We start from the raw sequence: 21,756 nt of genomic DNA on the forward strand, positions 1-21,756 counted from the left end.
CATAACGGCGGGGGGGGCCCTGTACACGTGTTCCCGGGCCCCTCCGCGTCGTCGTGTCCGGCTGCCGCCTACAGGTAGGGGCCTCCGGTCCGTCCCGCGATGCCGCCGTCCTCTTCCTCCTCGCCGCCGCCCGCACCGGGCGGCAACGCGCGCCGCATCGATTCGAGCTGCGCCCGCGCCGCCATCTGCTGCGCGAAGAGAGCCGTCTGGATCCCGTGGAAAAGTCCCTCGAGCCAGCCCACCAGCTGGGCCTGCGCGATGCGCAGCTCGGCGTCGCTGGGCACTCCTTCGTCGGTGAAGGGCAGGGAGAGACGTTCCAGTTCCTCGACGAGCTCGGGGGCGAGGCCGTCCTCAAGCTCCTTGACCGAGCTGGCGTGGATCTCCTTGAGCCGCACTCGGCTCGCCTCGTCGAGAGGTGCCGCCCGCACCTCCTCGAGCAGCTGCTTGATCATGCTGCCGATGCGCATGACCTTCGCCGGCTGTTCGACCATGTCCGTCACCGGGACCTCGCGGGATTCGTCGTCTCCGCCTCCGCCGAGCGCCATTCCGTCCTGTCCGACAACCAGGACCTGGGGGCTCTCGGGCGACCGTTCGTTCCTCGGCATCTCCATGCCGCCATTCTCTCGCACACGTACATCACACATCGGTGGTGCCCCCATTTGCCGCTGATCCACCGTGTACGGCGGGGCCGGTCGTGTCGGTCGTGTTCCGGTCGGGTCAACCGTGTTCCGGTCGTGTCGGTCGTGTTCAGCCGCGGCGCAGCCTCACGGCGAGGAAACCGAGGCCGAGGCCGATCAGGACGAGTCCGCTGCCGAGCGGCAGGACGCGCAGACCGGGGAAGGCGGGTTCGGCGGCGGTCCGGCGGGTGGCGTCGGACGCGGTGGTGTCGGTGGACTCGTCGGCCTTCTCGGCGAGGGGCTCCGGCTGCGGCTCGCGGGGCGGTACGGAGACCGATGGGGCCGGGGGTGGTGGGGGCGCCGGATCCGCGCGCCCCGGCCGGGCCCGGCCCTCGCCGGGAACGCTTCCCGCGCGGGTGCCGCCGGGGGTGGGATCGGCGGCGTACGACGGGGACACGAAAGATGCGAGGGATACGGGTGAGACGGGTGCGACGGCCAGGAGCACCGTCAGGACCAACAAGGGGCGAAGCCATGGAGTCATCGCACTGACCCCCTCCCGCTACCGGGTCGCCAAGATCAAGAAAGATCACTGGAGCTGCATCAAGCGTCACACAGCGATACAACTCCGGCATCTTGGGCACCTTGGGCATCTCGGTGACCCGGCAGCGGGGCAGTCCAGGCAGCGGCAGGGCTCCTGGCCAGGGGGTTCGGGGCGGGCGCGCGGCTGGGAGCTCGCGGCGCGGGGCTGGGAGCTCGCGGCGCAGGGCTGGGAGCTCCGGGCCCGCGTCAGCGGACGAGCAGCACCTTGCCGATGTGCGAGCTCTCCTCCAGTACGCGGTGGGCGGCCGCCGCGTCACTCATCGGCACCGTCCGGTCGACGATCGGGCGTACGTGGCCCGCGCCGAGCAGCGGCCACACGTGCTCGCGCACCGCCGCGACGATCGTTGCCTTCTCCTCCGCGGGGCGTCCGCGCAGCGAGGTCGCGGTGACCGCGGCGCGCTTGGTCAGGAGCGTGGCGATGTTCAGTTCGCCCTTGACGCCGCCCTGCATGCCGATGATCGCGAGGCGGCCGCTGGTCGCGAGGGACTGCACGTTGCGGTCCAGGTACTTGGCGCCCATGTTGTCGAGGATGACGTCCGCGCCTGCCCCGTCCGTGACGTTCTTGATCTCCTCGACGAAGTCCTGCTCGCGGTAGTTGATGAGGATGTCCGCGCCGAGCTCACGGCAGAAGTCGAGCTTCACCTTGGTGCCCGCCGTGACCGCCACCGTGGCGCCGACGGCCTTCGCCAGCTGGATCGCCATGGTGCCGATACCGCTGGAGCCGCCGTGCACGAGAAGCGTCTCGCCCGGGCGGAGGTGGGAAATCATGAAGACGTTGGACCAGACCGTCGACGTCACCTCGGGCAGCGCCGCCGCCGTGACGAGGTCGACGCCGTCGGGCACGGGCAGCAGCTGACCCGCGGGGACGACGACCTGTTCGGCATAGCCGCCGCCGGCGAGCAGCGCGCACACCTCGTCGCCGATCTTCCAGCCGGAGACGCCGGGGCCGATGTCGGTGACGCGGCCCGCGCACTCAAGACCCGGATAGGGGGACGAGCCGGGCGGGGGGTTGTAGAAGCCCTGGCGCTGGAGCAGGTCGGCGCGGTTCACGGCGCTGGCCACGACGTCGACCAGCACCTCGCCCTCGCCGGGTACGGGATCGGGGACCTCGGCCCATACGAGCGCTTCGGGTCCACCGGCTTCGGGGATCGTGATCGCATGCATGCGGGCGAGGCTACTCTCTGCGCTTTCCGGCCAGCCGGACTACGGCCACGAACCCGCCGCACGGCGAATCCACCGCACGGCAAATCCGCCCGGGGCACGCGGCCCCGCCGCCCGGCGGACACGGGCTACGTGCGCAGGCCGCCCCTGGGTGGGTTCGACTTGGCGTCGGGGGCCATCGGTGACGCCGGTGTCGCCCGCACGATGGTGATCAGACGGTCCATCAACTGAAGTTTCCCGACGGCGGGATCGTCGTACCCGAGCACCCGGTGCCCACGCACGACACTCACGACGAGATCGTCCGTCTCCCGAACTCCCATCCCCACCTCGGCCTTTATCACCGGCCGCTCCACGAGGTCGAGCCCGCTGCCCTGCTGGATCAGGTCCTCCATGACCATGCCCGCACTGGGGCTGAGCACGGAGAGGCCGAGCAGCCGTCCCGCCGCACTGGCGCTGGTGATCACCGCATCGGCACCGGACTGCCGAAGCAGCGGCGCGTTCTCCTCCTCGCGCACCGCGGCCACGATCTTCGCCCCGCGGTTCATCTGCCGGGCCGTCAGCGTGACCAGGACGGCGGTGTCGTCGCGCTGGGTCGCGATGATGATCTGCCGGGCGCGCTGCACCTCGGCGCGGAGCAGCACATCGCTGCGCGTCGCGTCACCGATGACACCCGCATAGCCCTCCGCTGTGGCGGCGTCGACGACCTTCGCGCTCGGGTCGACCACCACGATCTGCTCGGGCTTCAGACCGGTCGCGCAGACGGTCTGGATCGCGGAGCGACCCTTGGTGCCGAAGCCGACGACGACGGTGTGTTCACGCAAGTTGGACCTCCAGCGGTTCAGACGCCATTCCTCGCGCGTACGTTCCGTGAGCACTTCGAGTGTGGTGCCGACCAGGATGATCAGGAAGAGCACGCGCAGCGGCGTGATCAGGAGAATGTTGCAGAGCCGCGCGCTGTCGCTGTACGGGACGATGTCGCCGTAACCCGTGGTGGAGAGCGTGACGGTGGAGTAGTAGGCGGCGTCGAGGAAGTCGAGCCGGTCGTCCGAGTTGTCGTGGTAGCCGCCGCGGTCGATGTAGACGATGAAGGTCGTCAGGGCGAGCACCGCGAGTGCCATGAGGAGACGCTTGCCGACCTGCAAAAGGGGCCGCTCGACGACCCTGCGGGGCAGCTTGATCCGGTGGGTCACCAGATGTTCGTCGGGATGGCGGGCGATGGCGTCGTGTCCGGGAAGTTTCACGTGAAACACTCCCCGGCCGCGTCCGTGCGGCTGTCCGCTCCCGGATTCGTGGTCGATCCGCTCGCTGCGTCCGTTCCCGCTCCCACTCCTGCGGCGGCTGCTCCTGCTTCCGCTCCGGCTTCCGGCAGGGCCCACGGGAGGTCGAGGACCTCCAACTCCTGGCCCTGCCGCCCGCCGCCCGGCGGAACGACCGCGAGGCCGTCGGCCACCGCGATCCCGCGCAGCATGGCCGGGCCGTTGTAGTGCAGCGGCACGGCATGGTCGGCGCGGAGGGTGACGGGGACGAGGCGCGTGTCATGCGGGTGCCCGTGTACGTCCTCGCGCAGAACAGCGGTGTACGGCGACGGGGCGGGGCGCCCCGAGAGCGTACGCAGCAGGGGCTCGGCCAGGGTCAGCAGGCCGGAGACCGCGGCGAGCGGATTGCCGGGCAGGCCGACGAGGTGCTGGTCGGGGCTGATGCGGGCGAGCAGCATGGGGTGCCCGGGGCGCACCGCGACGCCGTCGACGAGGAGTTCGGCACCGATGCGGCGCAGGATGGGATGGACGTGGTCGACCGGGCCGGAGGCCGTGCCGCCGGTGGTGACGATGACGTCGGCGGTCGAGGTGGTGATCGCCTGATGGAGCGCCTCGGCGTCGTCACCGAGCCTGCGTACGGCGATGACGTCCGCGCCCAGCGAGCGCAGCCAGGGCGGGAGCATCGGGCCGAGCGCGTCCCGGATGAGGCCGTCGTGGGGGAGTCCTTCGGTCAGCAACTCGTCCCCCAGGACGAGCACTTCGGCGACGGGCCGCGGCACGACGGACAGCTCGTCGTACCCGGCGGCCGCCGCGAGACCGAGCACCGCCGGGGTCACCAGGGTGCCGGGCGGCAGGAGCTGATCGCCGGAGCGGCACTCCTGGCCGCGCGGCCGGATGTCCTGCCCTTGCGTGACGTCACGCCGGGGGTGCAGCCGTCCCTTGTCGTCGATGAGCCCGTGCTCGCTGCGGATGACGGCGGTGGCCTCCTGCGGAATCCGCGCCCCGGTCGCGATCCGCACGGCCTCGCCGTCGGCGAGCGGGTCCGGCTGCCCGTGCCCGGCGAGAATCCCGTCGGCCCTGACGTCCCAGGGGCCGGGTCCCGCGACGACCCAGCCGTCCATCGCGGAGGTGTCGAAGGAGGGCAGATCGGTGAGGGCGGCGAGGGGCGCGGCGAGTACGAGCCCCAGCGCCTGGCCCAGGGGGACGGCGGTGCGCGCGGCAGGACTGTTCCCGGCGGCACGTCCGGCGGGGGTGCGGGCAGCACGTCCGGCGGTGGTGCGGGCGGCGGGCCAGGGGGTGATGTCGCGGTGCTCTGCCGCCCGGTCCGCGGGGGTGGCGTGGCCGCTGGGGGCGTTGGGGGCGGTGGGGCCGCTCACGGTGGGGGGTGAGGTGGGCATGGGGGGTGCCGCAGGCCGCCCTGACGGAGGCTGGGGCTGCTGTGCTTCGCGCCCGGGGTCGCCCGCGGCGCCCGCGGCGCCCGCGGCGCCCGCGGCGGCCGACGCGTGCCGAAGGTCGCTCCCGCCGGCGGGCGCGCCGTCGCTGCGCCTGCCGGTCCTGCGCTCATGGTCGTCGTTCACCAGGGCGAGAGCCTCGTCGAGCTCGGCGTCCGGTGTGGGCCGCCCAGTCATCCGGCGTCCGGCCGCATGTCGGCCCGCGCGTCCTGCCCCGGGTCGGGACGACCGGCCTGCGGCGCCACGTCGGGCGCGGCACCCGGATGCGGGCCGGCGGTGGTGCCCGGCTGCACGCCGGAGTCGGCCCCCGGCTTCGCGCCGGGCCCCGCTTCGGAGTCGCCCTCCTGTGCCCACCGCGTGGCCAGCGCCGCCGCCTTGCGGGTGGCTTCGGCCACCGCCTCGGGCCCGCCGCCCTCCGCGGCCCGCGCCGCCGCGTACCCCACCAGGAAGGTGGTCAGCGGAGCCGCAGGCCTGGCCACGCCGTGTGCGGCGTCGCGGGCGAGGTCGAGCAGCAAGCCGGTGTCGACGTCGAGCTCGATGCCCAGTTCGTCCTTGACTGCGGAAATCCATTCATCCAACACGTGCCCATGCTCCCTGATCCGCGCCCGCGCGGCGGCGATGTCGTCCCAGGTGTCGCAGTCGAAGGACGCGAGGGGGTCGGCGACCCTGGTGAGTTCGAGCCGCGCGGTGAGCGCCCGCAGCGGAAGCCCCGTCAAACCGTCGCGCGCGTCGCGCCCGTCGTGCCGGTCGGGCCCGTCGTGCCGGTCGCGCCCGTCGCTCCGGTCGGACCCGTCGGCGAGCAGCGCAAGCTCACGTCGCAGCGAGGCACTGCGGTAGGCCGCGACCAAGGGCTGGTCCCGGCCTTCGGGGTCCTTCAGCACCGCGCCGTCCGCGCCGCTCTCCCGCAGCGCGGCTAGCAGCCTGTGCACCGTCCGCTCCTCCAGGAACGGCAGATCGGCGGAGAGCACCACCACCTGCTCCGCCACCGTGCGCCGCAGCCCCGCATCGAGCGCGGCGAGCGGGCCCGCCCCGGCGGGTTCCTCCCTCGCCCACACCACGGGGCGCGCGGTCGGGCGCGGCCCGGCGACGACCACCGTGGTCCCCGCCCCGGCACAGGCCCCGAGCACCCGGTCGAGCAGCGCCCGGACCCCCACCCGCACACCGGGCTTGTCCGCACCGCCGAGCCGCCTCGCACCGCCTCCCGCGAGCACCACGGCGTCGTACGGCTCGCCGTGCGGAGCTTCCGGCTCGTCCGGCTCGTCGTACGAAGCGTCCGGGGCTCCGTACACAGCGTCCGGGGCGCCGTGCCGATCGTCGGGATCGTCGGCAGGTGCATCGGTCGGGGCGGCGTTCGAGGCGGCGGATACGGAGCCACCCGGAGCCCTCTGCGCGGTCATCCCCCGAGTATGGGCGCACGAAGGATCAATGCCACCCCTCTGTACGGGGACTCACACCACCGTGCCGGGACTCACACCGCCCGCAGCAACACCGCGGGCTGCTCCACGCAGTCCGCCACGAACCGCAGGAACCCGCCGGCCGTGCCGCCGTCGCACACCCGGTGATCGAAGGTGAGCGAGAGCTGCACGACGTGCCGCACCGCCAACTCGCCTTGGTGCACCCACGGCTTGGGCACGATCCGGCCCACGCCGAGCATGGCCGCCTCGGGGTGATTGATGATCGGCGTGGAGCCGTCGACCCCGAACACCCCGTAGTTGTTCAGCGTGAACGTGCCGCCCGTCAGCTGCCCCGGCGTCAGCTTCCCGTCCCGCGCCGCCTCCGTGAGCCGGATCAGCTCGGTGTTCACCCCGTCGGTGGTCCGCGTATTCGCGTTGCGGACCACGGGGACGACCAGGCCGCGGTCGGTCTGCGCGGCGAAGCCGAGGTGCACGTCGGCGAGCTGCACCACCTCGCGCGCTTCCATGTCCACGGTGGAGTTGAGCATCGGATAGCGGGCAAGGGCGGCCACGCTGATGCGGGCGAACAGCGCGAGCAGGGAAATCTTCGGCCCGCCGCCCTCCTTCACGGCGGCGTTCATCGCGGTGCGGGCCGCGAGCAGTTCGGTCGCGTCGGCGTCGACCCAGCAGGTGGCTTCCGGTATCTCGCGCCTGCTGCGGGACATCTTGTCCGCGACGAGGCCCCTGATACCGGTCAGCGGATGGCGGATCTCCGCTCCCGCCGCCGAGCCACGCGGCTCTTCGCGCACGGATGCCGCCGGCGTGTGCGCGGGCGCCGGGGGGTGCGTGGGCACGGGCGGGTGCGCGGGCGCCGTGAACCCGTTCACTGCCGTCAGCTCCGCCGCGATGGCCCGCTCCACGTCGGCCCGCATGATCAGCCCGTCCGGCCCCGAGCCCGTCAGCCGACGGAGCTCCACGCCGTTCTCCCTGGCCAGCTTCCGTACGAGGGGCGAGATCACCGGTATCGGGCCGTCCGCGCCCGGCAGGGCATCCGGCCCCGCGGCCCCGGACTGCCCGGCCGGGCTCTGCGGCCGGGCGGGCTCCTGCTTCGGTGCGGGCTGCGCGGCAGGCTTCGGGGCGAGCTGCGCGCCGGGTCCCGCCGACCGCACCCTCCTGCGCCGCGCGGGCGCCGCGGCCGTGCCGTACCCGACCAGGACGTTGCCGGAGGACTCCTCGGCGGCAGCCGTCTGAAGGGCCCGCTCCGCAGGCTCTTCCGGGGCCGCGTCCGCGCTCCCCGACGGGGCGCCGACGGCCACCGTCAACAGCGGCGCTCCCACCGGAAGTTCCGTGCCCTCTTCGCCGAAGCGGGCCGTCACCACGCCTCCGTACGGGCAGGGCACCTCGACCATCGCCTTGGCCGTCTCCACCTCGACGACGGGCTGGTCCACGGCGACGACATCGCCGACCTGCACGAGCCAGCGGGTGATCTCCGCCTCCGTGAGCCCTTCACCGAGATCGGGCAGCTTGAACTCAAGCACCTGCGCCATCAGCTGTCCGCCTCCCACTGCAAGCGCGCCACCGCGTCCAGGATCCGGTCCACGCCCGGCAGATGGTGCCGCTCCAGCATCGGCGGCGGATACGGGATGTCGAACCCGGCGACGCGCAGCACCGGCGCCTCCAGGTGGTGGAAGCACCGCTCGGTGACGCGCGCGGCGATCTCCCCGCCGGGACCGCCGAAGCCGTTCGACTCGTGCACGACGACCGCGCGCCCGGTCCGCCGCACGGAGGCGGCCACCGTCTCGTCGTCGAAGGGCACGAGGGAGCGCAGATCGACCACTTCGATGTCCCACCCCTCGGCGACCGCAGCCTCGGCTGCCTCCATGCAGACGGGCACGGACGGGCCGTACGTGAGAAGCGTGGCACTGCGTCCGGTGCGCCGGACCACTGCCTTGCCTATGGGTTCAACGGTCTGCGGTGCGTCCGGGTTCCAGTCGGCCTTGGACCAGTAGAGGCGCTTCGGCTCCAGGAAGACGACCGGGTCGTCGGAGGCGATGGAGGCGCGCAGCAGGCCATAGGCGTCGGCGACCGTGGCGGGCGTGACGACATGGAGCCCCGGAGTCGCCATGTAGTACGCCTCGGAGGAGTCGCTGTGGTGCTCGACTCCGCCGATGCCGCCGCCGTAGGGCACCCGCACCGTGATGGGCAGCGGCATCGCGCCCCGCGTGCGGTTGCGCATCCGCGCCACGTGCGAGATCAGCTGCTCGAATGCGGGGTAGGCGAACGCGTCGAACTGCATCTCGACGACGGGCCGAAGGCCATACATCGCCATGCCGACGGCCGTCCCCAGGATGCCCGCCTCGGCGAGCGGCGTGTCCGTACAGCGGTCCTCGCCGAACTCCTTGGTGAGTCCGTCGGTGACCCGGAAGACCCCGCCGAGCGCCCCGACGTCCTCGCCGAGGACGTGCACGGTCGGGTCCTCGGCCAGGGAGTCGCGCAGCGCGCGCCCGAGCGCCTGCGCCATGGTGGCCGGTTTGGCCGCCTTCTTGGCGGCCCGTTCGGCCGCGACCGTGCTCATCGCGCGTTCTCCTCGCCGTCCGCGTCCTCAGCGTTCCCAGCGTTCTCAGCGCCGTCCGCGCCTTCTTCCTCCGATGCCTCAAGCTCGGCCCGCAACTGCGCCGCCTGTTCGCGCAGTTGGCTGGTCTGCTCGGCGTACACCTGGCCGAAGAGGTCCATGGGGTCGAGCTCGGGGTCCTTGTTCATGCGTTCGCGCAGGTCGGCCGCCATGGCCTCGGCGTCGTCGCGGGCCGCCCTGGTCCGCTCCTCGTCGAGGAGGCCGCGCTCGGTCAGCTCCCGCTCCAGGAGCAGGATCGGGTCGTGGTCGCGCCAGGCCTCGACCTCGGCGTCCCCGCGGTAGCGCGTGGCGTCATCGGCGTTCGTGTGGGCGTCCATGCGGTACGTCACCGCTTCGACGAGCGTGGGGCCGCCGCCCTCACGCGCGCGGGACACCGCTTCGCTCAGGACCTCGTGCACCGCGGCCGCGTCGTTGCCGTCCACCAGGCGTCCCGGCATTCCGTACCCGACGGCCTTGTGGGCCAGGGAGGGGGCGGCGGTCTGCTTGTCGAGCGGCACGGAGATCGCGAAGCCGTTGTTCTGCACCAGGAAGACGACGGGCGCCTGCCAGACGGCCGCGAAGTTCAGCGCCTCGTGGAAGTCGCCCTCACTGGTGCCGCCGTCGCCGACCATGGCCAGCGCGACCACGTCGTCGCCCTTGAGGCGGGCGGCGTGCGCGAGGCCCACGGCGTGCGGGAGCTGGGTCGCCAGAGGAGTGCACAAGGGCGCTATGCGGTGCTCGCGCGGGTCGTACCCGGTGTGCCAGTCGCCCCGCAGCAGGGTCAGCGCCTGGACGGGGTCGAGGCCGCGGGCCACCGCGGCGAGCGTGTCCCGGTAGCTGGGGAAGAGCCAGTCCTGCTCCTGAAGGACCAGCGCGGCGGCCACCTCGCACGCCTCCTGGCCGGTGCTGGAGGGATAGACGGCCAGCCTGCCCTGCTTCGTCAGGGCCGTCGCCTGCGTGTTGTACCGCCGGCCGCGCACCAGCTGCGCGTACAGGCGGCCCAGGAGCTCCTCGTCGGCCTTGCCCGCGGCTTCCGTGCCCAGGACGCGGTACGGCTCGGCGTCGGGCAGCAGCGGCGCGGGATCCGTCCTGAGCTGCCATGCGGGTGGCGGGGTGGGCCGGTAGACGCCCCGCTGCTCCATGACCGTCATGTCGGCACCTCCATGTGGAAGCGATCTCCTCTGGGGAGCGGCAAAGAGGCGCGGCGAATGTGAGGCGCCTCACCTACCGATTGTTCGGTCGTCGGCACATTTTGGCTACAGGCACCTCCAGGCTGTGGACAAACGGTTCTCCACAACCTGGGATGGATGCAGTACGTCCATGGTAGGGAGGCGGGGGGACATGGCATCTGAACGAATGGCCGACGGGCGGGACGGCGATCGTCCGGAAGGCCGGCCCGGTGATCGGCCGGAGAGCCGGTCCGGTGACCGCCAGGAGGGCCTGCCCCGCCCGCTGGACTCGATCGACCGCGACATCCTGCACATCCTGCATACGGACGGGCGTGCGTCGATAAGGGCCGTGGCCGAGCGCGTCCACGTGTCACGGGCCAACGCGTACGCACGCATCAACCGGCTCATCGACGACGGGGTGATCCGCGGCTTCGGAGCCCGAATAAACCATGAACGCGCAGGTCAGGGCGCATCCGCGTATATAACGCTCAAGATCGTCCAGAACACCTGGCGCACGGTGCGGGAGCACCTGCGCACCCTGCCGGGCGCCTCGCACATCGCGCTGGTCAGCGGCGACTTCGACGTGCTGCTCCTGGTGCACACGCCGGACAACCGCGCGCTGCGCGAGCTGGTCCTGACCCGGCTCCAGTCCATCCCCGAAGTGCTCAGCACGCGTACGTTGCTGGTCTTCGAGGAGGACGACCTCGATCCGGACAGCTGACCTGACGGCTGCCCGCACAGCCGCCCGGCAGCCGACCGGTCAGCTGCCGCTGCTGCGCAGCCCCGCGAAGGCCAGCTGGACGACGGCGTCGGCGACCTGCTCGCCCGACGAAGCGCCGCGGGCGTCCGGCCGGTACCACTCCACAATGGAGTTGATCATGCCGAAGAGCAGCCGGGTGGCTAGGCGCAGTTCGACGTCCGAGCGCAGGTCGCCGTCGGCCACGGCTTCCTTCAGCAGATCGGCCACCTGCTGGTCGAACTCCCTGCGCCGCTCCATGGCCCACCGCTCGGTGTCCGTGTTGCCGCGCACGCGAAGGAGCAGCGTCACATAGGGCAGTTCCGCGATCAGCACCTCGACGGTGCGGCGCGTGACGTGCTCCAGGCGCTGCACGGCGGTGCCCACGCGCGCGTGCTCCTCGGCGAGGATCCCGAAGAGCCCGTCGAGCGCGCGGCTCACCGCGCGGCGCAGGAGCTCCTCCTTGCCCGTGACGTGGTGGTAGATCGAGGACTTGGAGATGCCGGCCGCCTTGGAGAGGTGCTCCATGGAGGTGCCGTCGTATCCGCGCTCGTTGAAGACCCGGACAGCCACCGCCAGGAGGCTCTCCGGGGTGTACGTGTCGCGCCTGGTGGTGGTCATGCGTTGAGGTCCTCTCGCGCTGCCGCGCGGCGCAGCGCCCGGGACGGCGCGTAGCGGCCGGTGGGGTACTCCTGGTGCAGGCATTCCAGGGTTTCGATGGCCCAGTGCGGGTTGAGCGCCTCGCCCCACTCGATCGGTCCGCGCGGGTAGTTGACGCCCAGGAGCATCGCCGTGTCGATGTCCTCCTTGCTGGCGACACCGCGCGCGACGGCGTCCCGGGCGAAGTCGACGAGCATGGCGACCGTACGGGCCACGATCATCCCCGGCACGTCGGCGATGACGCTGACCTGTTTGCCCAGCGCCTGGAAGAGGCCCACGGCCTCGTTGAGCTGTTCCTCGGTCACCGCCACGGAGGGGGCGAGGGCGATCCTGGTCGCGGAACGGTAGTCCAGCGCGAGATCGAACTGGATCACCGCCTCATCGGCGTCGTCCCCGGTGGAACCGTCGGCCAGGAACATCCGCACACCGCTGGGCAATTCGAGCCAGCCGGGGCGGTCGGGGTCGGGAGCCTCCTCGTACGGGATGTCGATGCCGGATTCGTCGATCAGTTTGGCGACGTCGTGCGCCTGGAACAGGTCTCCGTGCAGCACGACGGAGGCCGGGGCCGCCGCGGGCGCCGCCGTGTGCGGCTCGGGGCGCGATGCGTCGTCCCCGTACGCGTACCAGCCCTGACCGGATTTGCGGCCCAGGCGCCGGGACTCGACGAGGCGGCGCTGGGCGAGTGACGGCGTGAACTTGGGGTCCTGGAAGAAGGACTCCCACACCGAGCGGGTGACGGCTTCGTTCACGTCCTGCCCGATGAGATCGGTGAGCTCGAAGGGGCCCATCTTGAAGCCGCCGCATTCACGCAGGACGGCGTCGATGGTGGCCGGGTCCGCGGCCCGCTCCTCGTAGACGCGCAGCGCCTCGGCGTAGAAGGGCCGGGCGATGCGGTTGACGATGAAGCCGGGGGTGTCCGCGCTGCGCACCGGCGTCTTGCCCCAGGCCCGCGCCGTCTCGTACGCGCGCGTGGCGGCCGTTTCGTCGGTCGCGAAGCCGCTGACGACCTCGACGAGGGGGAGCAGCGGCGCGGGGTTGAAGAAGTGCAGGCCCACGAAACGGCCGGGCTTCTTGAGCGTGCCCGCGATGGCGGTGACGGAGAGGGAGGACGTGTTGGTGGCGAGGAGGCAGTCCTCGCCGACGATCTCTTCCAGTTCTTCGAAGAGGCGCTGCTTCACGGGCAGTTGTTCCAGGATCGCCTCGATGACCAGTCCGCACCCCGCGAGCTCGGCGAGGCTGTCGACCGGTGCGAGTCCGGCTCCCGCCGCTGACCGGTCGTCGGCCGTGAGCCTGCCCTTCTCCACGAGCCGGTCCAGGCGGGCGCCGATTGCGGCGGCCGCGGCCTTCGCCTGGCCCTCCACGGCGTCGTACAGCCGCACGGGGTGGCCCGCGAGCAGGGCGACCTGGGCGATGCCCTGCCCCATGGTGCCGGTGCCGACCACGGCAACGGGGCTGCTGAGCTCGAGTGCTGTCATGCTCGCGATCCTCCCGCACGAGGTGTCCGCCGGAGGGTGCGGGGTGTCCGGCGAGGAGTTGTCCACAGGTTCGGCGGACCCCCTTGTCCCGACCGATCGTTCGGTTACTCTAGCTCTGTCCGTCTGTTCCTGCCCACTGCCCTGCCCAGCTCGCCGGCTCGACGAAGAGCCGGCTCGACGAGGAGTTGGTCCGATATGGCCGCCGAACTCACCGCGCATCAGCTGATCGCCACACACCGGCCCACACTCGACCAGGCGCTGGAGACGATCCGCACGCGCGCGTACTGGTCGCCGCACCCCGAGCACCCCAAGGCCTATGGAGAGAACGGCAGTCTGAGCCTGCCCGAGGGCAAGGCCGCCTTCGACGCCCTCCTCGGCAGCCGCTTCGACCTCGACCAGCCGGGCACGGACGACTGGACAGGCGCGGAAGTCTCTCCGTACGGGCCCGAGCTGGGCATCACGTACCCCCACCCGGACATCGACACGCTGCTGCCCGCGATGCGCGCCGGAATGCGTGCCTGGCGCGACGCGGGCGCGGAAGTGCGCGCGATGGTCTGTCTGGAGATCCTGTCGCGCATCAGCGCCCGTACGCACGAGATGGCGCACGCGGTCATGCACACCAGCGGCCAGGCCTTCATGATGGCCTTCCAGGCGGGCGGGCCGCATGCCCAGGACCGCGGCCTCGAAGCGGTGGCGTATGCGTACGTCGAGCAGGCACGCACCCCCGACGCGGCCGAGTGGTCCAAGCCCCAGGGCAAGCGGGACCCGATCGGTCTGGACAAGCGCTTCACGCCCGTGGCGCGCGGCATCGCGCTCCTGATCGGCTGCAACACCTTCCCGACGTGGAACGGCTATCCGGGCCTCTTCGCCTCCCTGGCCACCGGCAACCCCGTCCTGGTCAAGCCCCACCCGCGCGCGGTGCTGCCGCTCGCGCTGACGGTGCGCATCGCGCGCGAGGCCCTCGCCGACGCGGGCTTCGACCCGAACCTCGTGTGCCTGGCCGCCGAGCGGCCGGACGAGGGCATCGCCAAGACTCTCGCCGTCCGCCCCGAGATCAAGATCATCGACTACACGGGCTCGACGGCCTTCGGCGACTGGCTGGAGGCCAACGCCCGCCAGGCGCAGGTCTACACGGAAAAGGCCGGCGTGAACACCGTCGTCGTCGACTCGACGGACAACTACAAGGGGATGCTGGCCAACCTCGCCTTCTCCCTGTCGTTGTACAGCGGCCAGATGTGCACGACCCCGCAGAACCTCCTGATCCCCCGTGAGGGCATCACGACGGACGCCGGAGCCAAGTCGTACGACGACGTGGTGTCCGACCTCGCCGCATCGGTGAACGGCCTGCTCGGCGACGACGCCCGGGCGAACGGCATCCTGGGCGCCCTGGTGAACCCGGACGTGAAGTCGCGCCTGGAGGCCGCCGCCGGACTCGGTGAAGTGGCCCTCCCCTCACGGGAGATCAGCAACCCCGAGTTCCCCGGCGCCGTGGTCCGCACCCCGGTGATCGTCAAGCTGGACGGCGCGAAGCCGGACGCCGAGGCGGTCTATCTGGACGAGTGCTTCGGCCCCGTCTCCTTCGCCGTCGCGGTCGACTCGTCGGCGGACGCCGTGGAGCTGCTGCGCCGCACGGTGCGCGACAAGGGCGCGATGACGGTCGGCGCGTACACGACGTCGGACGAGGTGTCCGGCGCCGTGGAAGAGACCTGCCTGGAGGAGTGCGCCCAGCTCTCCTTGAACCTCACGGGTGGCGTCTATGTGAACCAGACGGCCGCGTTCTCGGACTTCCACGGCTCGGGCGGCAACCCCGCGGCGAACGCCGCGCTGTGCGACGGAGCGTTCGTGGCCAACCGCTTCCGCGTGGTGGAGGTGCGCAGGGACGCCTGACGTCCCGCGGCGGGTTCAGGCCTCCGCGCCCGGAGGCCTGCCCGCCGACCAGTGGAAGAGCGTCATCCCGACGCTGGTGGCCAGGTTGTAGCTGGAGACCTGGGGCCGCATCGGCAGCGACACCAGGTGGTCGGCGCGCTCCCGCAGCCGCGCGGACAGGCCGCTGCGCTCGGAGCCGAAGGCCAGGACGGCATCGTCCGGCAGCTTGAGGCCGCGGATGTCCTCGCCCTCCGCGTCAAGCGCGAACACCGGCCCTGGCGGCAGCCCGTCGACCTCCATCCGCTCGACGGCCGTGGCGAAGTGCAGACCGGCGCCACCGCGGACGACCGTGGGGTGCCAAGGATCGAGCGTGCCGGTCGTGACGACACCCGTCGCCCCGAACCCCGCGGCGAGCCGGATCACGGCCCCCGCGTTGCCCAGATTGCGGGGATCGTCGAGGACGACGACGGGCGCGGTCCTGGGCATGCGGGCGAGCGCGTCGAGGTTGGCCGTACGAGAAGGGCGCACCGCCAGCGCGGCCACCCCGGTGGGGTGCAGGCGCGGCACAAGGGCGCGCAGGGTGCCGTCGGGGACCTGCACGAGGAGCGTGTCGAGGGCGTCCTTCACGTCCGGAGCGAGCTCGTCGGCGAGGGCGAGGACGGCGGCCCTGTCGCTGGTCAGCGCCGAGGGGATCAGCGCTCCGAAGCGCAGCGCGTGCTTGACGGCATGGAAGCCGTCGAGCAGCACGGACGTGTCGGCGGCCTCGCGCCAGGCACGCACTGCATCGTCCGGATCACGCTGGTGCGTCCCGTTCATCCCGCGTACGTCCCGTTCATGAAGGGAAGCCTACGCGCGCGTGCTCGGCGGATTCCGTGGCCGGCTCTCCGTCCTGCGTGCGCTGCCCCGGCACCTTACGGCCCCGCGAGAACCGCGCGACCAGCCCGCCACGCGCGCGTGCCGCCCAGCCGCCGACGCGCCGCAGGAACGACGTCGGCAGGAACACGGCATCGGCCGCGATCATCGCGAGCGAGAAGAACGGCAGACCGAGGACGACGGCGATGACCGCATGCTCGAAGATCATGGCGGCGAGCAGAACGTTCTTGACCCTCCTGTTGAAGAGGGTGAAGGGGAAGGCCACCTGCACGGCGACCGTCCCGTACGTCACCAGCATCACCATCAGGCCGTGCGAGGCGAGCAGGTCGGAGAGCGCGGGCCAGGGGGAGAAGTACTCCAGACGCAGCGGGTAGTAGATGGCCGTGCCGTCCTGCCAGCGGCTGCCCTGGATCTTGTACCAGCCGGCCGTCGCGTAGATCAGACACGCCTCGACCATGATCACCAGCAGTGCGGCGTTGTGCGCGAGCTTCACGATGACGTCGAGCAGCTTGCGCGCCTCGCTGTCGGGCGCGCGCCGTCCGACGGCCCACCACAGGCCGTGCGTCAGCCACAGGCCCCAGAAGACAAGGAGCCAGCCTCCGCTGAGCTCCCCCATGAACGTCACCACGGAGAGGCCGAGGCCGAGGACCCACCACAGCACGGGTCCGACCCGGTCAACCGCCGCGGCCCGGGGATCCGCCGCCTCTTCCTGCGGGACCGGAGTCTTGCGCGCGCGTGCCGCACGCCGGGCGTCGAGCGACCAGACCTGGCCGCAGCGCGTGAACACGAGGTAGGTGGCCATGAGGTGGATGACGTTGTCGCCGCCGTCTCCCATGAAGATGGAGCGGTTCTGCAGCGAGAGCACGCCGATCATGAAGAGCACGGACATCGTGCGCGTGCGCCAGCCGAGCATCAGCAGGGCGCTGCTCAGGACGGCGAGCGCGTAGACGACCTCGAACCAGATGCGTCCGTCGGACCACATCAGTGCCGTGAAGGCGTGGTTCTCGGCGATGAGCTGCTGGGCCATGTCCCAGTTCCACGGGCTGTCGGGCCCGTACAGCTCGTGGCGGTGAGGGAGTTCGCGCAGCAGGAAGAGCAGCCAGGTGGCGGCGAACCCGATGCGGATCACCGCGGTCTGGTACGGGCCGAGCGCGGATGCGGTGACCCGTTCCATGCCGCGCCCGAGCAGGGAGCCGAAGCGGTTCACCGGGCGTCCCCCTCGGACTTCTCAGCCTTGCCCAGGGGCATGTCATCGGCTGTCACGGACCACCACGGCAGCTGGCGGATGACCGGCTTGCTGCTGACCTTCTCGTCGCTCCACCCGGGAGGCGGCACGTTCGTGGTCCTGGAGCGGACCTGGACGCGCTCGATGGCGGCGCCGGGGCCCCCGGCTTCCTCGCGCTCGACGCGCATCACCACGATGCGGCGGATGTACTGCTCCGAGAGCTGCCCGCGCAGGCCGCGGGGACGATTCTGCGCGTCGTGCGCGCCGACGTAGAAGTCCCAGGCCCTGCGCAGCTCGTTCTGCTGCGTGTGGCTGGGCAGCAGATTGCCGTCGATGGCGGCGCCGTCGCGCGCGGACAGGTCGTACCAACCGGTGGTCCCGTTGGTTCCGCTGTCCGTACGGAACTGGGCGCGGGCCTGCACCGCGATGTTCTGCTGCATCGGGTTGGGCGCGAAGAGCTTCCAGTTCTGCTCGAACTCGGGATAGATCCAGTCGTCGACGGCCTGCCCGTGCTGCTTGGTCACGGTGTTCGAGGGGGCGACGTGGAGGAAGAGCATCCCGACGTGGACACAGGCCGTGACGGCGACGAGCACCAGCGCGAGCACCCCGGCCACCTGGTGGCGCGGGGAGAGGGCGGCGATGCCGCTGCGGGGCGGGGGCACGGCGTCGGCGAGCGGGGGCATGGCGTCGTCGACGGGCGGGGACGCGGCGTCGGAGCGCGGCGGCACGGCGCCGGAGGGTGGAGGCAGCGACTCGTTGGCGTTGTTGTCGTTCGCGTCCATTCCGCCCCGATTCCCGTTCCCGCACGGTGGTGCCGCGCCCGTCGGCCTGCCCGTCACAGGAATCCCTGCCGACCGCTTCGCACCGGAACGGTACTCATGCCTGCGCGCCAGGCACAGCGTCCGTGAAGTTATCCACAGGGTTGACACCTTATGGCGCTGAGCCGCACCATTGAACTCGACGAACCGAACGATCGGTCGGTAGCTAGCTAAAGGTCGAGGGGGACCGCGATGGCGACAGCAGCCGAGCATCAGACGGCCCGGTCCGAAGCGGACCGGGCAGCGGCCGACGCCGCGGGCACAGCGGCGCACACGGCGGCCTTCGACGCCGCGGTCGCGGCCGACGAGCGCATCGAGCCGCGCGACTGGATGCCCGACGCCTATCGCGCCTCACTGGTCCGGCAGATAGCGCAGCACGCGCACTCCGAGATCATCGGCATGCAGCCGGAGGCAAACTGGATCACGCGCGCCCCGTCCCTGCGGCGCAAGGCGATCCTGATGGCCAAGGTCCAGGACGAGGCCGGCCACGGTCTGTATCTGTACAGCGCCGCCGAAACCCTCGGCGCCAGCCGTGACGAGCTGCTCGACAAGCTGCACTCGGGCCGCCAGAAGTATTCGTCGATCTTCAATTACCCGACGCTGACCTGGGCCGACGTCGGCGCGATCGGCTGGCTGGTGGACGGCGCCGCGATCACGAACCAGGTCCCCCTGTGCCGCTGTTCGTACGGCCCCTATGCCCGCGCGATGGTCCGCGTCTGCAAGGAGGAGTCGTTCCACCAGCGCCAGGGGTATGAGTCGCTGCTCGCCCTCAGCCGGGGCACCGAGGCCCAGCACGCGATGGCGCAGGACGCGGTGGACCGCTGGTGGTGGCCGTCCCTGATGATGTTCGGCCCGCCGGACGACGAGTCGTCGCACTCCGAGCAGTCGATGACCTGGAAGATCAAGCGCCACTCGAACGACGAGCTGCGCCAGCGCTTCGTGGACATCTGCGTCCCCCAGGCCGAGTCGCTCGGCCTGACGCTCCCCGACCCGGACCTCGTGTGGAACGAGGAGCGGGGGCAGCACGACTTCGGCGCGATCGACTGGACGGAGTTCTGGGCGGTCCTCAAGGGCAACGGCCCCTGCAACGAACAACGGATCACCCAGCGCAGGACCGCGCACGAGGAAGGCGCGTGGGTGCGCGAGGCAGCAGCGGCGTTCGCCGCCAAGCACGGGGAGGCGAAGGCATGAGCAGCTCGACCGAATGGCCGCTGTGGGAGGTGTTCGTGCGCTCCCGCCGCGGGCTCTCCCACACCCACGCGGGCAGCCTGCACGCACCGGACGCGGAAATGGCCCTGCGCAACGCCCGCGATCTGTACACCCGCCGCAGCGAAGGCGTCTCGATCTGGGTCGTGCCGTCCGCGCAGATCACCGCCTCCTCGCCCGACGAGAAGGACTCCTTCTTCGAACCGGCGGGCGACAAGCCCTACCGCCACCCGACGTTCTACGAAATCCCGGAGGGGGTGAAGCACCTGTGACCACGCCGACCACGCCACTGACCCCGACGGCCACCGCCACCGCCCTCGCCCTGGGCGACGACGCACTGGTGCTCTCGCACCGCCTCGGGGAGTGGGCGGGCCACGCACCCGTCCTCGAAGAAGAGGTCGCCCTGGCGAACATCGCCCTCGACCTCCTCGGCCAGGCACGCGTCCTGCTCTCCCTGGCGGGGGACGAGGACGAGCTGGCCTACCTGCGCGAGGAGCGCGCCTTCCGCAACCTCCAGCTGGTCGAGCAGCCGAACGGCGACTTCGCCCACACGATCGCCCGCCAGCTCTACTTCTCCACCTACCAAACCCTGCTGTACGGGCAGCTGGCGAGCGGTGACAGCACGTTCGCCCCGCTGGCGGCGAAGGCGGTCAAGGAAGTCGCCTACCACCAGGACCACGCGGAGCAGTGGACGCTGCGGCTCGGCGACGGGACCGCGGAGAGCCATGAGCGGATGGCACGCGGGCTGGACGCGCTCTGGCGGTTCACCGGAGAGATGTTCCAGCCGGTGGAGGGCCTCGACGGCGCGGACGGCGCCCCGGGGGTCGACTGGCCGGCGTTGCGCGAGAGCTGGACGGCCTCGGTGACCGCCGTCATCGAGAAGGCCACCCTGACCGTGCCCACCGGTCCGCAGGAAGGGGCCTGGGCGGCGGGCGCGGGGCGTCAGGGCCTGCACACCGAGTCCTTCGGGCGGATGCTCGCCGAGATGCAGCATCTGCACCGCAGTCATCCGGGGGCGTCATGGTGACCACCGCCCTGGAAGAGGAGCTCCTTGCCCTGGCGGGTTCCGTGCCCGACCCGGAGCTGCCGGTCATCACGCTCGCCGAGCTCGGGGTGCTGCGCGGGGTCCGCGTCCGCGGCATCGGCAAGGTCGACGTCGAGCTGACCCCGACGTACACCGGCTGCCCGGCCATAGAGACCATGACCGCCGACATCGAGCAGGTGCTGCGCGAGCGCGGCATGGCCGAGGTCTGCGTGCACACCGTGCTCTCCCCCGCCTGGTCGACGGACGACATCAGCGCAGAGGGCCGACGCAAGCTGGCGGAGTTCGGCATCGCACCCCCGCGCCCGCACAGCGTCGACGGGACCGGCAGCGGCGGCCCGATACCGCTCACCCTCTCGGTCCGCTGCCCGCACTGCGGCTCGACCGACACCGAACTGCTCAGCCGCTTCTCGTCGACGGCCTGCAAGGCCCTGCGGCGGTGCGTCTCCTGCCGTGAACCGTTCGACCACTTCAAGGAGTTGTGATGGCCCGCTTCCACCAGCTCCGGGTAGCGGACGTCGAGCGGCTCACCGACGACTCCGTGGCGCTGACCTTCGAGGTGCCGCCCGCACTGCGCGAGGAGTTCCGGTACGCAGCGGGACAGCATCTCGCCGTCCGCCGCTTCGTCGACGGCGCGGAGATCCGGCGTACGTACTCGATCTGCGCACCCGCGCCCCACCCCGAGCGCCCCGCGGAACCGGCGACCCTGCGGGTCGGGGTGCGCTTCGTGGAGGGCGGTGCCTTCTCGACGTATGCCCTGAAGGAAGTCGCCGTCGGCGATGCTCTCGAGGTGATGACCCCGGCCGGGCGCTTCACGCTCGAACCGGCGCCCGGACGCTATGCGGCGGTGGTCGGCGGCAGTGGGATCACGCCGGTGCTCTCCATCGTCACGACGCTCCTGGAGCGCGATCCGAGCGCCACGTTCTGCCTCGTCCGCAGCGACCGCACCACCGCGTCGACGATGTTCCTGGAGGAGGTCGCCGACCTCAAGGACCGCTGGCCCCAGCGGTTCCAGCTGGTCACGGTGCTCTCCCGCGAGGAACAGCAGTCGGGGCTCGACTCCGGACGGCTCGACGAGGAGCGGCTCGGCAGGCTGCTGCCCGCGCTGCTGCCCGTCGATGAGGTGTCGGGCTGGTTCCTGTGCGGTCCCTTCGGCCTGGTCCAGGGAGCGGAGAAGACCCTGCGCGGCCTGGGCGTACCGCGCGAGCGCATCCACGAGGAGATATTCCACGTGGACGACGGCCTCGCCTCACCGGCGCCCGCCGCCACGTCGGCCGCCCCCGCGAACAGCACCGTGACGGTGACGCTCGACGGGCGCTCCGGTACCTGGCCGGTCCAGGACGGGGAGTCCCTTCTCGACACCGTGCTGCGCAACCGCGCGGACGCGCCGTACGCCTGCAAGGGCGGGGTGTGCGGGACCTGCCGGGCCTTCCGGGTCTCGGGCGAGGTGCGGATGAACCGCAACTTCGCGCTGGAGCCGGAGGAGACGGAGGCGGGATATGTGCTCGCGTGCCAGTCACATCCGGCCACGGACAGGGTGGAGCTGGACTTCGACCGCTGAGAGGCCCGGACCGCGGCCCCCGGCGACATCCGTAC

At 71.6% G+C, this 21,756-nt stretch carries 21 protein-coding genes; 7 read left to right on the plus strand and 14 right to left on the minus strand.

Annotated features, from left to right (window positions below; all coding sequences use genetic code 11):
* Nucleotides 1–68: 68 nt before the first annotated feature.
* From ACQKIP_RS02810 to pdhA, 9 genes are all read right to left on the minus strand, one after another.
* Nucleotides 69–611, minus strand: coding sequence for a bacterial proteasome activator family protein (locus ACQKIP_RS02810; protein ID WP_361200225.1), 543 nt, complete (start codon nucleotides 609–611; stop codon nucleotides 69–71).
* A gap of 136 nt (nucleotides 612–747) precedes the next feature.
* Nucleotides 748–1,158, minus strand: coding sequence for a hypothetical protein (locus ACQKIP_RS02815; RefSeq protein ID WP_365859279.1), 411 nt, complete (start codon nucleotides 1,156–1,158; stop codon nucleotides 748–750).
* A gap of 245 nt (nucleotides 1,159–1,403) precedes the next feature.
* Nucleotides 1,404–2,381: an NAD(P)H-quinone oxidoreductase gene (locus ACQKIP_RS02820; RefSeq protein ID WP_365859281.1), complete on the minus strand. Its 978-nt coding sequence runs from the start codon at nucleotides 2,379–2,381 to the stop codon at nucleotides 1,404–1,406.
* 125 nt (nucleotides 2,382–2,506) lie between these two features.
* Complete coding sequence (locus ACQKIP_RS02825) at nucleotides 2,507–3,628, minus strand: potassium channel family protein (protein ID WP_365859283.1); 1,122 nt, start codon at nucleotides 3,626–3,628, stop codon at nucleotides 2,507–2,509.
* Complete coding sequence (locus tag ACQKIP_RS02830) at nucleotides 3,616–5,262, minus strand: molybdopterin molybdotransferase MoeA (protein ID WP_365859285.1); 1,647 nt, start codon at nucleotides 5,260–5,262, stop codon at nucleotides 3,616–3,618. Before ACQKIP_RS02830 ends, ACQKIP_RS02825 begins: the two co-directional genes overlap by 13 nt.
* On the minus strand, nucleotides 5,259–6,296 hold the full coding sequence (locus tag ACQKIP_RS02835; protein ID WP_427742014.1) for a DUF6457 domain-containing protein: 1,038 nt from the start codon (nucleotides 6,294–6,296) through the stop codon (nucleotides 5,259–5,261). The genes ACQKIP_RS02830 and ACQKIP_RS02835 overlap by 4 nt, the downstream gene beginning before the upstream one ends.
* Nucleotides 6,297–6,553: 257 nt before the next feature.
* Nucleotides 6,554–8,026: a dihydrolipoamide acetyltransferase family protein gene (locus ACQKIP_RS02840; protein WP_365859289.1), complete on the minus strand. Its 1,473-nt coding sequence runs from the start codon at nucleotides 8,024–8,026 to the stop codon at nucleotides 6,554–6,556.
* Complete coding sequence (locus ACQKIP_RS02845; protein ID WP_365859291.1) at nucleotides 8,026–9,054, minus strand: alpha-ketoacid dehydrogenase subunit beta; 1,029 nt, start codon at nucleotides 9,052–9,054, stop codon at nucleotides 8,026–8,028. The genes ACQKIP_RS02840 and ACQKIP_RS02845 overlap by 1 nt, the downstream gene beginning before the upstream one ends.
* On the minus strand, nucleotides 9,051–10,241 hold the full coding sequence (gene pdhA, locus ACQKIP_RS02850; RefSeq protein WP_365859293.1) for a pyruvate dehydrogenase (acetyl-transferring) E1 component subunit alpha: 1,191 nt from the start codon (nucleotides 10,239–10,241) through the stop codon (nucleotides 9,051–9,053). The genes ACQKIP_RS02845 and pdhA overlap by 4 nt, the downstream gene beginning before the upstream one ends.
* 190 nt (nucleotides 10,242–10,431) lie before the next feature.
* Here pdhA and ACQKIP_RS02855 point away from each other — a divergent pair, with 190 nt between their 5' ends.
* Nucleotides 10,432–10,980 carry an Lrp/AsnC family transcriptional regulator gene (locus ACQKIP_RS02855; protein ID WP_365859295.1) on the plus strand — a complete coding sequence of 183 codons (549 nt, stop codon included), beginning with the start codon at nucleotides 10,432–10,434 and terminating at the stop codon, nucleotides 10,978–10,980.
* A gap of 39 nt (nucleotides 10,981–11,019) precedes the next feature.
* Here the strand turns inward: ACQKIP_RS02855 and ACQKIP_RS02860 are convergent, their stop codons facing one another.
* Both ACQKIP_RS02860 and ACQKIP_RS02865 read right to left on the minus strand, forming a co-directional pair.
* Entirely contained in the window at nucleotides 11,020–11,616 is a 597-nt protein-coding gene (locus ACQKIP_RS02860; RefSeq protein WP_365859297.1) for a TetR/AcrR family transcriptional regulator, read from the minus strand.
* Nucleotides 11,613–13,130: a 3-hydroxyacyl-CoA dehydrogenase gene (locus ACQKIP_RS02865; RefSeq protein WP_365859299.1), complete on the minus strand. Its 1,518-nt coding sequence runs from the start codon at nucleotides 13,128–13,130 to the stop codon at nucleotides 11,613–11,615. The genes ACQKIP_RS02860 and ACQKIP_RS02865 overlap by 4 nt, the downstream gene beginning before the upstream one ends.
* 195 nt (nucleotides 13,131–13,325) lie before the next feature.
* Here ACQKIP_RS02865 and paaN point away from each other — a divergent pair, with 195 nt between their 5' ends.
* Complete coding sequence (gene paaN / locus ACQKIP_RS02870; RefSeq protein ID WP_365859301.1) at nucleotides 13,326–15,017, plus strand: phenylacetic acid degradation protein PaaN; 1,692 nt, start codon at nucleotides 13,326–13,328, stop codon at nucleotides 15,015–15,017.
* Nucleotides 15,018–15,032: 15 nt separating this feature from the next.
* Here paaN and ACQKIP_RS02875 read toward each other — a convergent pair whose 3' ends face one another.
* The 3 genes from ACQKIP_RS02875 to ACQKIP_RS02885 are packed head-to-tail and all read right to left on the minus strand — an operon-like array spanning nucleotide 15,033 to nucleotide 17,876.
* Complete coding sequence (locus ACQKIP_RS02875; protein WP_365859303.1) at nucleotides 15,033–15,812, minus strand: TrmH family RNA methyltransferase; 780 nt, start codon at nucleotides 15,810–15,812, stop codon at nucleotides 15,033–15,035.
* Between the two features lie 16 nt (nucleotides 15,813–15,828).
* A complete protein-coding gene (locus ACQKIP_RS02880; protein ID WP_365859305.1) occupies nucleotides 15,829–17,076 on the minus strand; it encodes an HTTM domain-containing protein in 1,248 nt (415 codons plus the stop codon).
* A complete protein-coding gene (locus ACQKIP_RS02885) occupies nucleotides 17,073–17,876 on the minus strand; it encodes a DUF5819 family protein (protein WP_365859307.1) in 804 nt (267 codons plus the stop codon). Before ACQKIP_RS02885 ends, ACQKIP_RS02880 begins: the two co-directional genes overlap by 4 nt.
* A 228-nt stretch (nucleotides 17,877–18,104) precedes the next feature.
* Between ACQKIP_RS02885 and paaA the strand changes: the two genes are divergently transcribed.
* Genes paaA through paaE form a run of 5 tightly spaced genes read left to right on the plus strand, consistent with a single transcriptional unit; the run spans nucleotide 18,105 to nucleotide 21,721 of the window.
* A complete protein-coding gene (gene paaA / locus ACQKIP_RS02890; protein ID WP_365859309.1) occupies nucleotides 18,105–19,103 on the plus strand; it encodes a 1,2-phenylacetyl-CoA epoxidase subunit PaaA in 999 nt (332 codons plus the stop codon).
* Nucleotides 19,100–19,390 (plus strand): 1,2-phenylacetyl-CoA epoxidase subunit PaaB, encoded by a 291-nt coding sequence (gene paaB / locus ACQKIP_RS02895; protein WP_365859311.1) that lies wholly within the window; start codon nucleotides 19,100–19,102, stop codon nucleotides 19,388–19,390. The genes paaA and paaB overlap by 4 nt, the downstream gene beginning before the upstream one ends.
* A complete protein-coding gene (paaC, locus tag ACQKIP_RS02900) occupies nucleotides 19,387–20,145 on the plus strand; it encodes a 1,2-phenylacetyl-CoA epoxidase subunit PaaC (protein WP_365859313.1) in 759 nt (252 codons plus the stop codon). The genes paaB and paaC overlap by 4 nt, the downstream gene beginning before the upstream one ends.
* Nucleotides 20,139–20,645, plus strand: a complete 507-nt coding sequence (gene paaD / locus ACQKIP_RS02905; protein WP_365859315.1) for a 1,2-phenylacetyl-CoA epoxidase subunit PaaD — start codon at nucleotides 20,139–20,141, stop codon at nucleotides 20,643–20,645. The genes paaC and paaD overlap by 7 nt, the downstream gene beginning before the upstream one ends.
* The gene (paaE, locus tag ACQKIP_RS02910) at nucleotides 20,645–21,721 is read left to right on the plus strand and encodes a 1,2-phenylacetyl-CoA epoxidase subunit PaaE (protein ID WP_365859317.1); all 1,077 of its coding nucleotides are present in this window, start codon (nucleotides 20,645–20,647) and stop codon (nucleotides 21,719–21,721) included. Before paaD ends, paaE begins: the two co-directional genes overlap by 1 nt.
* Nucleotides 21,722–21,756: the final 35 nt, after the last annotated feature.

This window comes from Streptomyces sp. NPDC059900 (genome assembly GCF_050270335.1).
GTDB lineage: Bacteria > Actinomycetota > Actinomycetes > Streptomycetales > Streptomycetaceae > Streptomyces.